16 protein-coding genes are annotated in these 14,555 nt (G+C 38.2%); 10 read left to right on the top strand and 6 right to left on the bottom strand.

Going from position 1 to position 14,555, the window contains the following annotated elements:
• Window positions 1-15: 15 nt before the first annotated feature.
• A complete protein-coding gene (locus tag NMG86_RS11730) occupies window positions 16-1,227 on the top strand; it encodes a DUF4336 domain-containing protein (RefSeq protein WP_043937059.1) in 1,212 nt (403 codons plus the stop codon).
• Window positions 1,228-1,358: 131 nt separating this feature from the next.
• On the opposite strand, the gene NMG86_RS11725 is transcribed toward NMG86_RS11730, so the two are convergent.
• Window positions 1,359-1,538, bottom strand: a complete 180-nt coding sequence (locus tag NMG86_RS11725; RefSeq protein ID WP_141296021.1) for a hypothetical protein — start codon at window positions 1,536-1,538, stop codon at window positions 1,359-1,361.
• Window positions 1,539-1,692: 154 nt separating this feature from the next.
• On the opposite strand from NMG86_RS11725, the gene NMG86_RS11720 reads away from it, so the two are divergent.
• The 5 genes from NMG86_RS11720 to NMG86_RS11700 all read left to right on the top strand — a co-directional run bounded on the left by NMG86_RS11720 (window position 1,693) and on the right by NMG86_RS11700 (window position 7,209).
• Window positions 1,693-2,628: a DUF1517 domain-containing protein gene (locus NMG86_RS11720; protein ID WP_026797691.1), complete on the top strand. Its 936-nt coding sequence runs from the start codon at window positions 1,693-1,695 to the stop codon at window positions 2,626-2,628.
• Between the two features lie 284 nt (window positions 2,629-2,912).
• Complete coding sequence (locus NMG86_RS11715; RefSeq protein WP_043937060.1) at window positions 2,913-3,140, top strand: hypothetical protein; 228 nt, start codon at window positions 2,913-2,915, stop codon at window positions 3,138-3,140.
• A 13-nt stretch (window positions 3,141-3,153) separates the two neighbouring features.
• Window positions 3,154-4,764 (top strand): hormogonium polysaccharide biosynthesis protein HpsL, encoded by a 1,611-nt coding sequence (hpsL, locus tag NMG86_RS11710; protein WP_043938676.1) that lies wholly within the window; start codon window positions 3,154-3,156, stop codon window positions 4,762-4,764.
• Window positions 4,765-4,965: 201 nt separating this feature from the next.
• Entirely contained in the window at window positions 4,966-6,762 is a 1,797-nt protein-coding gene (locus NMG86_RS11705) for an EAL domain-containing response regulator (RefSeq protein WP_026797690.1), read from the top strand.
• A gap of 3 nt (window positions 6,763-6,765) precedes the next feature.
• Window positions 6,766-7,209: a response regulator gene (locus NMG86_RS11700; protein ID WP_043938678.1), complete on the top strand. Its 444-nt coding sequence runs from the start codon at window positions 6,766-6,768 to the stop codon at window positions 7,207-7,209.
• A gap of 1 nt (window position 7,210) precedes the next feature.
• Here NMG86_RS11700 and NMG86_RS11695 read toward each other — a convergent pair whose 3' ends face one another.
• The 4 genes from NMG86_RS11695 to NMG86_RS11680 form a co-directional block, all read right to left on the bottom strand.
• A complete protein-coding gene (locus tag NMG86_RS11695) occupies window positions 7,211-8,506 on the bottom strand; it encodes a recombinase family protein (protein WP_026797689.1) in 1,296 nt (431 codons plus the stop codon).
• On the bottom strand, window positions 8,503-8,865 hold the full coding sequence (locus NMG86_RS11690) for a VOC family protein (protein WP_026793936.1): 363 nt from the start codon (window positions 8,863-8,865) through the stop codon (window positions 8,503-8,505). The genes NMG86_RS11695 and NMG86_RS11690 overlap by 4 nt, the downstream gene beginning before the upstream one ends.
• A gap of 80 nt (window positions 8,866-8,945) precedes the next feature.
• Window positions 8,946-9,743 (bottom strand): phycobilisome rod-core linker polypeptide, encoded by a 798-nt coding sequence (locus NMG86_RS11685; RefSeq protein ID WP_026793935.1) that lies wholly within the window; start codon window positions 9,741-9,743, stop codon window positions 8,946-8,948.
• A gap of 134 nt (window positions 9,744-9,877) precedes the next feature.
• Window positions 9,878-10,384, bottom strand: a complete 507-nt coding sequence (locus NMG86_RS11680) for a bilin-binding protein (protein ID WP_026786815.1) — start codon at window positions 10,382-10,384, stop codon at window positions 9,878-9,880.
• Window positions 10,385-10,631: 247 nt separating this feature from the next.
• On the opposite strand from NMG86_RS11680, the gene NMG86_RS11675 reads away from it, so the two are divergent.
• The 4 genes from NMG86_RS11675 (at window position 10,632) to NMG86_RS11660 (ending at window position 13,875) form a co-directional block, all read left to right on the top strand.
• Window positions 10,632-11,315, top strand: a complete 684-nt coding sequence (locus tag NMG86_RS11675) for a pentapeptide repeat-containing protein (protein WP_026797688.1) — start codon at window positions 10,632-10,634, stop codon at window positions 11,313-11,315.
• Window positions 11,316-11,379: 64 nt separating this feature from the next.
• Window positions 11,380-12,117, top strand: coding sequence for a cytochrome c biogenesis protein CcdA (locus NMG86_RS11670; RefSeq protein WP_026793933.1), 738 nt, complete (start codon window positions 11,380-11,382; stop codon window positions 12,115-12,117).
• 21 nt (window positions 12,118-12,138) lie between these two features.
• Window positions 12,139-13,548 (top strand): cytochrome c biogenesis protein, encoded by a 1,410-nt coding sequence (locus tag NMG86_RS11665; protein ID WP_026786818.1) that lies wholly within the window; start codon window positions 12,139-12,141, stop codon window positions 13,546-13,548.
• Between the two features lie 177 nt (window positions 13,549-13,725).
• Window positions 13,726-13,875, top strand: a complete 150-nt coding sequence (locus NMG86_RS11660; RefSeq protein ID WP_199918668.1) for a hypothetical protein — start codon at window positions 13,726-13,728, stop codon at window positions 13,873-13,875.
• A 33-nt stretch (window positions 13,876-13,908) separates the two neighbouring features.
• Here the strand turns inward: NMG86_RS11660 and NMG86_RS11655 are convergent, their stop codons facing one another.
• The gene (locus NMG86_RS11655; protein ID WP_043938681.1) at window positions 13,909-14,271 is read right to left on the bottom strand and encodes a hypothetical protein; all 363 of its coding nucleotides are present in this window, start codon (window positions 14,269-14,271) and stop codon (window positions 13,909-13,911) included.
• Window positions 14,272-14,555 lie beyond the last annotated feature (284 nt).

Genomic DNA, 14,555 nt, shown 5'->3' with positions numbered 1-14,555 from the left:
GGAGTTACAAAAACAGTGGAGTACCCTCGGAAACCCCCAGAAGCACCCCGTCAAAACCGTTCATTGCAGGAATTTTCATGGCCCCTGTGGCCCGTTGTCCCGATTTATCCCTACAGTCAGCGGCGCACCCTCCGCACGGAAGTGGTTCCCCAGAGCATTTGGACATTTGAGCAGGTACAGGGGATTTTGTATGTTGTAGTTCCCATTCGGATGACTGTGGTAAAACTAGAACAGGGGGGTTTGTTGGTGTATGCTCCCGTTGCTCCAACTCCAGAATGTCTGAATTTAATCAGAGAATTAATTGTAGAATATGGCGATGTAAAATATATTATTCTACCTACGATTTCAGGAGTTGAACATAAGGTTTTTGTTGGCCCCTTCGCGCGAAAATTTCCCAACGCCCAAGTTTTTGTCGCCCCCGGACAGTGGAGTTTTCCGATTAATTTACCCCTAAGTTGGTTAGGTTTCCCCGCAAAACGCACCCATATTCTGCCCCAGGACAGTCGAAATACACCCTTTGCTGATGAATTTGACTATAAAATTCTCGGCCCTTTAGCATTAGGAATTGGACAATTTGCCGAGGTAGTTTTTTTCCATAAGCGATCGCACACTTTATTAGTAACTGATACTATTGTTTCTATTCCTAACACCCCTCCAGCGATTCTACAAATAGATCCCTATCCCCTCTTATTCCATGCCAAAGATCATACTTTTCATAAAGTAGAAAATACAGAAACTACCCGTCGCCGAGGATGGCAGAGAATCTCGTTATTTTCCTTTTATTTTCGTCCGAGTGTTTTAGATACGATAGAATTGGGGGAAGCGGTGCGGGAATCGTGGCAAGCTCCCGACCGTTCAAAAAAAGCCTATTTTGGGATTTATCCGTTTAAATGGAAACCCAATTGGCAAGAAACCTTTGAAGCATTAAGCAGAAATGGGCAGTTATTTGTGGCTCCCATTTTACAAACTTTAATTTTAAATCGCGCCCCAGAAGAAACCTTAAATTGGGCAAATCAAGTTTCTAAATGGGAGTTTAACCGGATTATTCCTTGTCATTTTGATTCCCCGATTATGGCAACACCGGAACAATTTCGGCAAGCATTTAGTTTTTTAGAAAAAAATAGTCATTATGATTTATTGCCTGAATCAGAGTTTGAGTTACTATTAGAAATTAATGATCTTTTAAATAAATTTAAGATTACACCCCCCTCTAAACCTAAAGTTTAAGGAGAACAACCCATTACCCATTACCTATTACCTGTTCCCCGACTGGAAGTGAGTTTAAGGGTTAATCCCAAAAAGAAAGCCACAGTCGCTAGAAAATAGTGGCTGTGGCTAGATCAGTTATCAGTTATCAGTTATTTTTGATTATAACAGCGATCGCAAAATTTTTCTACCCCCTGGATAAATATTCTGGCGGGGGTGTCGGACTCGATCACCTCAAGGACGGTAAAAGGTAACGGAAATCCGCGAGGAAGACCAGGAGAAAATTCCCTACCCTTGAGGGTAAATCCCGAACCGGAATCTGGCTGAAGCAAAATTAAAAAAACGTTACAGTATAGATAAAATTGTAGAAAAACTCCCACAATCAAGGAAGTGAGGAAGTCCGTAAACCGGAATCAATAGAGCCTCTGTTGTCTTCCTCAAGAGAATTTTCCAGTTTCTATGTCCTAAAAAAATGAGATGTGATTTATGTTCAAAAAACTTTTAAAACCCTTAGCTATTTTTAGCCTAGTTGCTGTTTTGTTTTTCAGTCAAGTTGATGGTGTATTGGCCGCTAGAAGTGGGGGACGCATTGGTGGTGGCTCCTTTAGATCGTCTCCTAGTCGCAGTTATAATACCAGTCCTGGCCGTTCTGGAGGGGGGTACTACGGTGGTGGCGGTTTTGGATTTCCCTTTCTGATACCCTTCTTTGGGTTTGGTGGGGGTGGGTTATTTTCCCTGCTGATTTTCATGGCGCTCGCCGGGTTCATTTTCAACAGTATCCGGTCAGCCATGGGACAGGGACAGGATGAACCGGGATATAGCAGCAACCCGACGGTTTCTGTGGCCCGTTTGCAAGTGGGGTTACTGGCCCAAGCTCGAAATTTACAAGGAGATTTAGACCTCATGGCCCAAACCGCCGATACGGGTTCGGCCTCCGGTCGCGCCCAAGTTTTGCAGGAAGCCACCTTAGCCATGTTACGCCATCCTGAATATTGGGCCTATGGGTCTTCGGCGTCGGAACAAACGGGGATGAATTCGGCTGAAGCTAAATTTAATCAATGGGCTTTAGCCGAACGCAGTAAATTTGCTGAAGAAACCCTGTCTAATGTTAATAATCAGTTAATTGGTGGAGCAGCCCATTCTTTGGCTGGAAATAATCCAACTTTAGCGAGTCAAACCGGAGAGTTAACCGCCACGGACAACGAATATATTGTGGTGACATTAGTGGTAGGAACTTTGGGGAAAATTGAACTTCCTCAAGTTAATAGTCCTGAAACATTACGTCAAGCATTAAGTCGTTTAGGTTCGGTTGGAAGTGAACAATTATTAGCCGTAGAAATTCTCTGGACACCCCAAGCCAGTGGGGATACCCTCAGCACCGATGATATGTTGGCATATTATCCTGATTTAAGTTTAGTTTAGTCCGTTGGGTGGCGTAAGCCACCTTTTTAATTATCGTATTCCGGTTCAGACTTTTCCTCAAAAATTCCCAGATCAAGATTACCTCTTGCTATAATCAATGAATTCAAAAGCCCACACTGTAACGTCTTACCAAGCCGATGAAAAACGTACTTTAGGATTTGCCATCAGTTTTCTGGTTAGCGTTACCCTATTGGGGGTGCTATAGTTAGAGTGATTCTCTCGCTGATTTCGGCAGTAAAATCCCCCCTATTTTGAATGTTCTGTAATCTTTTGTTTGAAATCCGATGGCAACAACACTTTTACCTTTAGAAAAAAAACTGAATCTGCACACCCTTGAAAATCAACTGTTGCAATCAGCTTTATTACAAGCTGAAACGGTGGGTGAACTCACAGCTTTGATTATTGATCATACCCATTTAGAGATTATGCAGGCTTTTGAACAACTTTCCTTTCCTGAGCAACAGCGAGTACAGGAACTTTGGGAAGCCAGAATTTCTCGACGTTGGAAATAACTATTAGCCCCTGATGTCTAACTTCCACAGCCCCCCTGAAAAATCATCACTTCTGGGTCAAGATAACCCTGAACTTAATCAAGTCCCCTGTCCTGTTATTGAGAGTGAAAATATCTCCGCCACGAGATCGGATTTTCTGCGGTTTTTGGGCATCGTCAGCGCAGTAGGATTGTTAGTCGGACTACTGCTTTTTGCCAATGGGTTGAGTGCAATTACCATCACCCTGATCACTTTGGCTCTGATCATTATGGCGCTTTGTTGGCGCTATCCCCGTCAAGGATTATGGGCTTTTTTAATTTATTTACCTTTTGCGGGGACGATTTCTTATTGGGTGGGTAACGATCATTATCTATTTCATTTAGCCAAAGATGGGTTGTATATACCCGCATTAATCGGTTTGGTTGTGGAATTAAGGAAAAAAAAGTTACCCCTAATTAATCCCCCGCAACTTAAAATTCCTCTGTTAATTTTATTTATAATTGCGATCGTTACATTAATTGCTGTTAATGGTGTCCTACAGAAACACGGGACAACGGATAATCAACCCTTTGCTGTAGGACTGTTTGGCTTAAAAGTTTTAATCGGATATATTCCCCTGATCACCTGTGGTTATTATCTAATTCGTCATCGTCAAGATCTAGAATTTTTTACTCGGTTACAAGTCATTTTAATCTTAATTTGCTGCATTTTAGGATTAATTCAATTTGGATTAGTTGTTAGCGGATACTGCCCTGATAATACGGGTTTACCCGAACATTTATTATTGAGGGCAAATGTGCAGCGAAAATGTTTGGTAGGAGGGGCTTTGGGATATTTACCCGCAGAAAATTTTATTCGTTTACCCGGAACTTTTGTTGCCCCCTGGCATTGGGCTTGGTTTTTAGTTTCCAGTACGTTTTTTTGTTTTGCTACATCCTTTAGTGATCCCAAATTACGTTGGCGTTTCACAGGTTTAGTTACCTTGGCTTTAGTGATTCTAAATGCCATTGTTTCCGGTCAGAGAACGGCCCTTTTAGCCTCTCCATCAATTGTGATTTTACTACTGGTTGTCACCAGTCACATTTCAAGAATTAAGCGAGTTTTAGTGATTGTTTTGGGGATGTTGGTTTTTATCATGGGAACCTGGATTGTTGCACCCGAAATCATGACCGAAAGGGTCGATAACTTTATTGGACGTTGGAATGCCGATCCTCCGGCGGTGTTTTTAACCAAGCAAACTAATTTGAGTTTGGAAGCCCATCGAGGCTTTTTAGGTAATGGTTTAGGGCAAGCTACAACTTCAGCCCGAGGATTAGGAAAAATTCGATTAATTGAAGCCTATTATCCTAAATTGTTCTATGAAATTGGGCCATTTGGAGTAGCTGCTTTCTTGTTCTTAGTAACTAATATTACGGTTTTAGGGTTTAAATCCTATCATCAATTACAGGATAATAGTCTGTGGGGCTATGGAATTATTTTCTGGATTTTTATTGTTTTAATTAGTTATAATCCCTACTGGTATCCTCTGGATACCGATCCAGTAGCGGTTTATTATTGGTTTTTAGTTGGTGTACTTTTCAAATTACCTAATATTCAAAAGCAAGAACAGAAAAAAGATCGGCCAGAGGTATCTATTCCTGATTAATATTGTTTTTATAAACCTTGATATAAATGTTAATCGGATCACAATTCAACGGGCTTGAGTTAAGTAGCAAAAAAATGTTATAATCGTAAACTATATTTTAATATGAAGGATTATTAAAGAACACGAGCTTTGGGATATGGATTATTTCTAGGATCAAAGTCCCCAAGCCTCAATCCATCCCCTATCTTATCTAATTGCCAAATGAATCATTACAACCTTGATCCCACAAAAACGGAAGATATTCTCATCGTTGATGATACCCCGGATAACCTGCATTTATTGTCCCGAATGCTGACTTGTCAGGGATATAATGTGCGTAAAGCTTTGAGTGGGCCCATGGCTTTAACCGCGGTTCAAACCGTTGCTCCCGACTTAATTCTCCTAGATATTATGATGCCGGAGATGGATGGTTATGAGGTTTGCCAAAATCTGAAAGCCGATGCTAAAACCGCAGAAATCCCAATTATTTTTTTGAGTGCTTTAGATGATGTTCTCGATAAAGTTAAAGGCTTTCAAGTTGGAGGTGTGGACTATATTACCAAACCTTTCCAGTTTGAAGAAGTCTTAATCAGAGTTCAAAATCAATTGGCTTTACGAGCCGCGGAATTAGAGATTCGGGTCTTGAATGCGGAACTAGAAGCCCGGGTTAAAGAACGCACTCAGGAATTAGAAGTAGCCAACACTCAACTATTAGAAATGGCACTGCATGATTCCCTAACAGGCTTGCCTAATCGGGCTTTATTGATGACGGATTTACGCCGATCTATTCATCAGGCAAAAGCTAATCTGAACTATCAGTTTGCGGTGTTATTTTTAGATTGCGATCGCTTTAAAGTAGTGAATGATTCCTTGGGTCATTTAGTTGGAGATGAACTCTTAATTTTAATTGCTCACCGTCTTAGCTGTTATGTTAAACCCCAAAATACATTAGCTCGTTTGGGAGGCGATGAATTCGCAATTTTATTAACAGAAATTCCCAACTTTCATGATGTAACCACACTATCAGATCAAATTTTACAGTGTTTTTCTCAAACCTTTAACTTAGAACGACACGAGATTTTTATTAATGCCAGTATTGGTATTGTGATCGGTAATTGTGAATATAACGAACCGGAACATTTACTCCGAGATGCAGATACGGCAATGTACCGAGCCAAAGCCCTAGGTAAAGGACAATATCATCTATTTGATCCGGTGATGCACACCGCCGCTTTAGAACGATTACAGTTAGAAACGGATTTACGTCGTGGGATTGAACAAGAGGAATTAGTTGTCCATTATCAACCCATTGTCTCTTTAATTACAGGCAGAATTTCCGGGTTTGAAGCGTTAGTCAGATGGCGTCATCCCAAACGGGGATTAATCCCACCGGGTTTATTTATTCCTATTGCTGAAGAAACCGGTTTAATTACAGCGATTGGCTATTGGGTTTTATCAGAATCTTGTCATCAATTACGAACTTGGCAACAACAAAATTCAATTGATCCCAATTTATTTGTCAGTGTTAATTTATCCGTAAAACAGTTTGCTCAACCCAATTTATTAGAACAAATTGATCAAGTTTTAGAGCATAGTCAACTTTCCCCCGACTGTTTAAAACTGGAAATTACCGAAAGTGCAATTATGGACAATCATCAGGACGTTGCTACTATTCTTAAAGAACTCAGAAAACGTCGCATTTTAATTAGTATTGATGATTTTGGGACGGGTTATTCCTCTCTAAGTTATCTGCATTCTTTTCCTGTTGATACCCTAAAAATTGATAAATCCTTCGTGCAAAGACTAAACCTAACATCGGAAAATATCGGCTTAATTCCTGTGATTATTAGTTTAGCTAAAACCATGAATATGAATGTCGTTGCTGAAGGAATTGAATTAGTTGATCAATTGAAAATACTCAGGGAATTAGACTGTGGATTTGGTCAGGGATATTTCTTTGCTAAACCTCTACCCGGAGAAGAATTGATCAATCTTTTATCCTTAACTCCCCAGTGGTAAATTATGAATCAAGACATTATTAGTTCTCATAGCAATTTGCTGATTGTGGATGATGAACCCGATAATATTCGAGTTTTATCTGCCTTGTTAAATCAACAGGGATATTATGTTCGCAAAGCCATAAACGCGCCCATGGCAATGATAGCAATTGAGAGTCTGAAACCGGATGTAATTTTATTAGATATTCGGATGCCGGGTGTCAATGGGTATGAGTTATGTCGTCAGCTAAAATCAAATTTAGAAACCCATGAGATTCCGATCATTTTTATTAGTGCGCTGAATCAAATTGAAGATATTATGCAAGCCTTTTCTGCTGGAGGGGTAGATTATATTACCAAACCTTTTAAAGTGGATGAGGTCTTGGCTCGGGTGAAAAATCAGTTAACCATTTGTAACTTAAAAAAGAAACTTATGGAACAAAATCAACAACTATTACAACAAAATTGAATCAAAAAATAAAGACAACCTTTAAGTCCCAGTTATCTCCCTCTCGAATAATCTCAATTGTTCTAATAAATTCTCTAAAATAAAATCTTCGTTCAGTTTCCGATAAATCCAACCAAAACTGTGGAATACAAACCGCCTGCGCCGTTTCTTTTAAATTAACTGGGAGAAGTTCTGCTAACTTTCCTTGTAACTGAGCAATTTCTATCCGCAGTTTATAACTTCTTAAATCTGCTGTTTCTAAATCCAATATTCCAGAAGTTAATAAATCGGGAATTTGTAATAAAATATTTTGTTTGTGATTAATCTCCTGAATAATACCTTGTTTAACTATCTGTAAATCTGGTAAATTCAAACCAGAAACCGCTTGCGGTAAATCTTGACAAATGCGTTTAATAGTTAACTCTAATCCCATTTGATAAGATAGGGCTTTACACTTAGGATTTTTCGGACAATTTATCGGACGTAAATATAAATATTCCCTGTCTTTCCGATAGGTTGTAACCCGGGCAACAGTCATTAAAGATTGACATTCTCCACAATTAACTAACCCCGCTAAAGAACGCGGTGCACTGGCTGTTCGAGGGGGAAGTCGTTGATTTCGCCGTAATAATCGATCCACCTGGGCGGCTTCATCTCTGGAAATAATTGGAGGATGGGTATTAGAAATAATCTCTCCATTTTTATATTCTAAATCCCCTCGATAAACGGGATTTGTTAACCATCTTCTTCCGGTAGTTACTGATATTTTTTTCCCATAACGTTTTTCTAAATGTCGCACCGCACCCCGCAAAGATCCATAAATTAAAAATCGATCAAAAAACTCTTTAACAATAGGTGAAACACTCCGATCTAAAATATAACGCTCTTTTCCCCGTCGATATCCATAAGGTGCTTTCCCTGGCGGAGGTAAGGCTTTAATTCTATTTTTAGCGTGTCCGTGACAAATGCGGCGACTGCGTTGGCGATTTTGAATTTCTATAAATAATTGGATTAAATCGGAACGATTAATTTCACCTACAGAGGTCTTAAAATCCGACTCAATGGCAATAATATTAATCTGGAAAGATTCTAATTGTTGTAAGCGATCGCTCACCTCTAAAACGGAATTTCCCAACTCCTCTAACCGTCGAATTAATAAATAATCCGGTGCTTCTAAATTACAATCTTGTAACAAGTCTTCGAGTTCCTGTCTTCCCCCTAAATCCTGATAAACCCGATCCACTTCCCATCCCCAAATCATCCGATCAGGAGGCTGTTCAAACAAAGGATCGGTATAAGAATAGGCAATAATTTTCATTGTTCATTTAATTCTATAATATTGCCATCGGGATCTTTTGTAAATAATGCCGCCCGACCAGAAGCACTCATTTGAATCGAATAATTATCAGCAATTAGCTGTTGTTTTGCGGCTTCTAAATTCTCAACCGAAAAAGCTAAATGTCGATTTCTTCCCCACTTCTCATCATTAACTTGATCATTAATTACAGTTTCAGCTTGAATTAAATGAATTTGAACCTCACCAATTTGATACCAAATCCCCGGAAAATTTAACGGACGTTCAACTTTTTCCAAGCCCAAAACCTGACTATAAAAATGTTCTGATTGTTCTAAATTAGAGACTAAAATTGCAGTATGAAGATATTTGTTAATTGGCATAATATAAAACTTAAATAAATTCTTAATTGATCAGTATATTGCTATAGAAAAATCAAAGGTGGGGGTTGCCCACCCTGGTTTTAATTTTTAAACAGTAAACTGGCATTTGTCGCACTGACATACTCCAACACTTTTTGCTGAAGGTCAGTTTCAATCTCTTGTTGACTCACAGGTTGAGGATACAGGGAGAGAATATCTGTAATTTCCTTAACACAGGCTGATAGCCGTTGAATATGTCTGGCTGTAATCTTTGTATCCGAGGAAAAATCCAAGGTTTCTTGGGTTTTTTGTATAGGTTCAACTGTTAATTTATCCTCCTCTCGAACACAAGTTCCGCCATCACAATCAATGTGTAATTCATGTTGATAATGGTTAGGAATTGCCCAGCCTCTTTGTCCCGCGTGTTCATGACCTAAACGCTCATTTTCAATATATTCACTCGCGGATTCATAACGGTGTTCATGCCAATAGGGAACAGTAAAATAACCAAAGGATTTACGATATTCCTCCGAGTCTACTATTTCTGAAACCAGTGCGCCAACGCCACGGCGAACTAAGATATCATCCCATTTCTGAATTTCTTGATTATTTCTCGGAGCTCGTCCTAAAAAATGTTTACAAGCATTTTCAATGAATTTCATATTAGAGCTATTTTCATAAAAATGCTCTAAATAGACAGAACGAACCGCCAGACTTTTTAAAAAATGTCGAATCCCTATTTTCCCCTTGATAAAATCTTTTTCTAAATCCGCAAGTTGCTTGTGTTCAAACTCATAAAGTTGACGTTCTATTACTTGCTGATAAATTTGTTTTAAAACAAACTCTCGTTCTTCTGGGGAAGCATCATGACGAGTTGTAACCGGTTGAGTTAGGGACATAAATTAAACTCCTGTGTGCATCAATACTCAAAGTTAAGTTGGAGTGATTGGCAATGAAATGATCAATTGAAATTATAATTTCTGTAGCTAGAAATCAAATAACACCCTGATATACAATACAAAATCAATCGGGTTTAAACCCCACTTCTTTGGACATTTGCTAATAGTTTAGGGGGAGTATCTAAAACTTCTAAAATAATGTCCATATAGGGCTTTAATAATTGATTACACACACTGGGCAATTGTTCTTGTAAGGCTTCTTGAAGATAGGTATAGGCTTGTAGACATTGGGTATTTTTTTCGTGGGCTGCCAAAATATTGGCTAACCATAACATTAAAGATTCCTTAAAAAAGTGCGGGTCATCGCGTAATAAAGCCACGGACATCAGACACATCGTCATTGACATATCATACACACAGCGTTTTGAATGCTTTTCCATGATTTCTGGATGGGAAAACATGAATTTCTTCAGGGTTTGTTTGATTAAACCTGCTGATTTTACCCGTAGAACTTCATAGGTTTTGGTGCGAGCATTTAAAGTCTGAACGTACTGATGCAGAGGCTTGAGTTCTGCATTGGTCAAATATCGCCCGTCACATTGGAGAATTAAGTCATCCCAGGTCGAGTTAATTGTCGGCATTTTGCTGTCCTTTGTATAGCCAGAATCCTACCTTCTAATTTGATACAAAATTCGATATAAGTCAAGAAAATGATGTAATTTTTAATTTAAACTATAGATAGCATCTGACCCAGTACCCGACATTTTTTTGTCGGACGACTGACTTATCCCCCAATTGGGAGTGTTTTTAGACCCGTTTAACCATCTAGGAGGCAATTTTGAGATAAACTATAATTTGTTGAAGTGCCATCAATATCTAGGTTATGCCATGAAAGAAATTGCTTTCGTGATTAAAATTGGGTTAATTTTAAGTTTAATGGTGGGCTGGATATTGCCTGCCGATGCGACTAATTTGAAAACAATTCAACAATTGCTAGAAACCAAAGATTGTCATTCATCTCTTTGGAAATATTGTAACTTAGAAGGAGCTAATTTACAGGGATTAGATTTATCAAATACCAACTTATCAGGAGCCAATTTAAAACAAGCTAATTTGAGAGAAGCTAACTTAAAATATGCTAACTTATCGGGAGCCGATTTAAGACAAGCTAACTTAGAAAATACTAATTTATTAAGAGCAAATCTGAACAAGGCTAAATTATCTGAAGCTAATTTAACCCAGTCGAGCTTATTGGAAGTTAATTTAACTTTAGCTGATCTGAGATCGGCTAATTTAGAAAAAGCGAAATTGTTAGGGGCAAGATTATGGGGAACCAATTTAAGTCAAACTAATTTAAGCCATGCCAGTTTACGGGGAACAAATTTACAATATGCTAATTTAGAAAATAGTAATTTAAGTTTTGCCGATGTCAATAGTCTATTATTTCGAGATGCCACTCAATTTACTAATCTTAGTAATGCCAATTTACAAGGAGCAAATCTCGAAGGCGTTCACTTAGAAACCGTAATTTTACAAGGTGCTGTTATGCCCGATGGTTCAATTCATGAATAATCAATTAAGAGTCAAAACAGGGTATAATAGTATATTAAAGGACACCAATTGTTGAATAAATTTCATGCTGGAAACCCTACAAATTAGATTGTACGAACTGGCACAACTGGCAAATAATCTAGTTCAAACTCAACTCCATCATCTCAGTTTTTTGAGTATTGGCATTATTTTTATAGCGGGTTTATTGACCAGTTTAACCCCTTGTATGCTCTCAATGTTACCGATTACCATTGGTTATATTGGGGGCTATGAAACCGAAAATCGACTACAAGCTGCGATTCAATCTATTTGGTTTGCATTAGGACTGGCTACCACCTTAGCTGGGTTAGGAATTTTAGCGTCTTTTGTCGGACAAGTCTATGGTCAAATCGGTTTAGGTTTGCCCATTATTGCGAGTGTGATTGCAATTTTAATGGGGTTAAATTTATTAGAAGCTCTCCCCCTCCAATTACCCGCTTTTGATACGATAGGCTGGATACCTAAAGAGTTTCCCCATAGCTTGAAATCCTATTTATTAGGATTAACTTTTGGGTTAGTGGCTTCTCCCTGTAGTACCCCCGTTTTAGCAACGTTATTAGCCTGGGTTTCAAGCACCGGAGATGTCATTTTAGGCGGAGTTTTATTACTAGCCTATGCAGTAGGTTATGTCGCCCCATTAGTATTAGCTGGAACCTTTACCGCCACAATTAAAAAGTTACTAGCACTGCGAAAATGGTCAAGTTGGATTACACCTACAAGCGGAGTTTTATTAGTTGGATTTGGCGTATTTTCGCTATTGTTTAGATTTCTACCCGTCGTTTAATTGAATCAAAGGAAAATAAAAATGGATACGGAACTTTCACTATTTCAAAAAATAATTACAGGGGAAACAACCCTGCAAAAGATGATTAGAAAAGAACTTTTGCCCCTTTTGGCCGATTTAAGATTAGCTATTGTATTGTTATTATTGATTGCCGTTTTCAGTATTTCAGGAACACTGCTAGAACAGGGACAATCCCTAGAATATTATCAATCTAATTACCCTGAACATCCGGCTTTATTTGGCTTTTTAACCTGGAAATTTCTAGTATTTATCGGACTTGATCATGTTTATAGAACTTGGTGGTTTTTATCCCTTTTAGTCTTGTTTGGTAGTAGCTTAACTGCTTGCACCTTTACCCGACAATTACCTACTTTAAAATCAGCCCGTCGCTGGGTCTATTACGATAAACCCAAACAATTTCAAAATATTGCTTTAAGTGCTGAATTAACTACAGGTTCATTAACAGCTTTAGAACCTTTATTGAAAAAACGCAATTATTTAGTGTTTCAAGAAGGCAATAAACTCTATGCTAGACGGGGACTGATTGGCAGAATTGGGCCGATTATTGTTCATGCTAGTATGTTAATTATTTTAGCCGGGTCGATTATCGGTTCTATGACAGGATTTATGGCTCAAGAATTGGTTCCAGGAGGAAATACTTTTCAAGTCAAAAATATCATAGATGCCGGACAATTTTCTCAATCTCAAGTACCTAAAGATTGGTCAGTTAAAGTAAATCGGTTTTGGATTGATTATGATGCTGAAGGTAGAATTGATCAATTTTATTCTGATTTATCCGTATTAAATCAACAAGGAGAAGAAGTTGATCGCAAAACCATTCATGTTAACGAACCTTTGCACTATCAAGGGGTTACTTTTTATCAAGCTGATTGGGGTATTGCAGCGTTACGAGTACGGGTGAATAAAAGCCCTGTATTTCGTTTACCGATGGCACAATTAGACACCCAAGGAAAGGGCAGAATTTGGGGAACTTGGATTCCAATTAAACCGGATTTTAGTGCCGGGGTTTCTGTCTTAGCTAGGGACTTAAAAGGAAATGTATTAGTTTATAATGGCAAGGGGGAATTAGTTTCAACGGTTAGAAAGGGAATGTCAACGGAAGTGGATGGGGTGACTTTATTTATTGATGAAATTATTGGAAGTACGGGACTACAAATTAAAGCCGATCCGGGGATTCCTATTGTTTATTTAGGGTTTGGATTATTAATGATTAGTGTGATGATGAGTTATGTTTCCCATTCTCAAATTTGGGCTTTAAAAGATGGCGATCGCCTTTATATTGGGGGGAAAACTAATCGAGCAAAAGTAACTTTTGAACGGGAAATTGTCGCCATTTTAGATGACTTGGATAATCTGGATCAGAATAATACACTTTCGTTAGGGAGTTTGTCGGAAAATCCTCAAAGTTAACAAATATCCCTCTTCTGTCACTCTCCGAAAACTTTTGCCATTTCTGGATTATAGAGTGTTTGGATATGAAGGTGCATTACAAGCGGGTGCAACTTTTAAACAACGGATCGCAAAAGCTGGGGAATTACTCAATTATATAATCAATATTACCATGAACCTGCATCACAACTCTATAAATTGCATCAAAAACTAGATCAGTTAGTCAGGGAAGCATATCATTTTAAATCCGAGGATAATATTTTAGAAAAACTCTTAGAATTAAATCAAGAATGTGCGGAAAAAGAAAATCGGGGAGAGTTGGTTATTGGTGCAGTCGGTGATTTTTGAAGTAACCACAAAGGCACTAAGACACTAAGAAAGTCATAAATAATCATATCTGACATAAATTTGACTGCAGATATCACCGTCATAGCTTCCTAACCACTGATCAGAAAGTTTTTCAATTTGTTCAATCGCTGCTTCTGTATCTGCAATTGTTCTTGTTAGGTAAACAACCAATTGAGACTCAGCTAATTCTGGATCTAAAATCCAGTCAAGAAATACATTTGATTCGGGGAAATATTGGCTGATTAAATCTTTACCTAATACCAAAATTGATAATAGATTGGGATGAATTGCTAAAAATTGAACAACATCATACTCACGGCGAAACTGATAGAATAATTTTAAATCATCTATGTCCGCTTGATTGACAACTAGAGATTGGGAGATAGTGCCGATCATAGTATTAACCAAACTTGATGGAGTTACTTGAATTTTAACACAACCTATTGCCCAAACTATGAGTCACCATAAAAAATTCTCTACTTTTCATGATTTTATCCTTGATTTTCTTAGATTGATTCCTAATCTTTCAAGTTGTTGATTTATCCAAATAGTCACTGTCTGCTCATCGGTTTCAATTGCTCGTTCTACTCCTATTTTAGCAATTTCTAGTAGTTATTTAGATTTTTGCCGATTCTTTCTTATTGCTAATAATTCCAAAAAACTAAAAAGTCACAAAAGTC

The sequence above is a fragment of the Planktothrix rubescens CCAP 1459/22 genome, from assembly GCA_904830895.1.
Lineage (GTDB): Bacteria > Cyanobacteriota > Cyanobacteriia > Cyanobacteriales > Microcoleaceae > Planktothrix > Planktothrix agardhii.
Note: the sequence above shows the minus strand (reverse complement) of the source record. Positions and strands in the feature narration are given on the sequence as shown.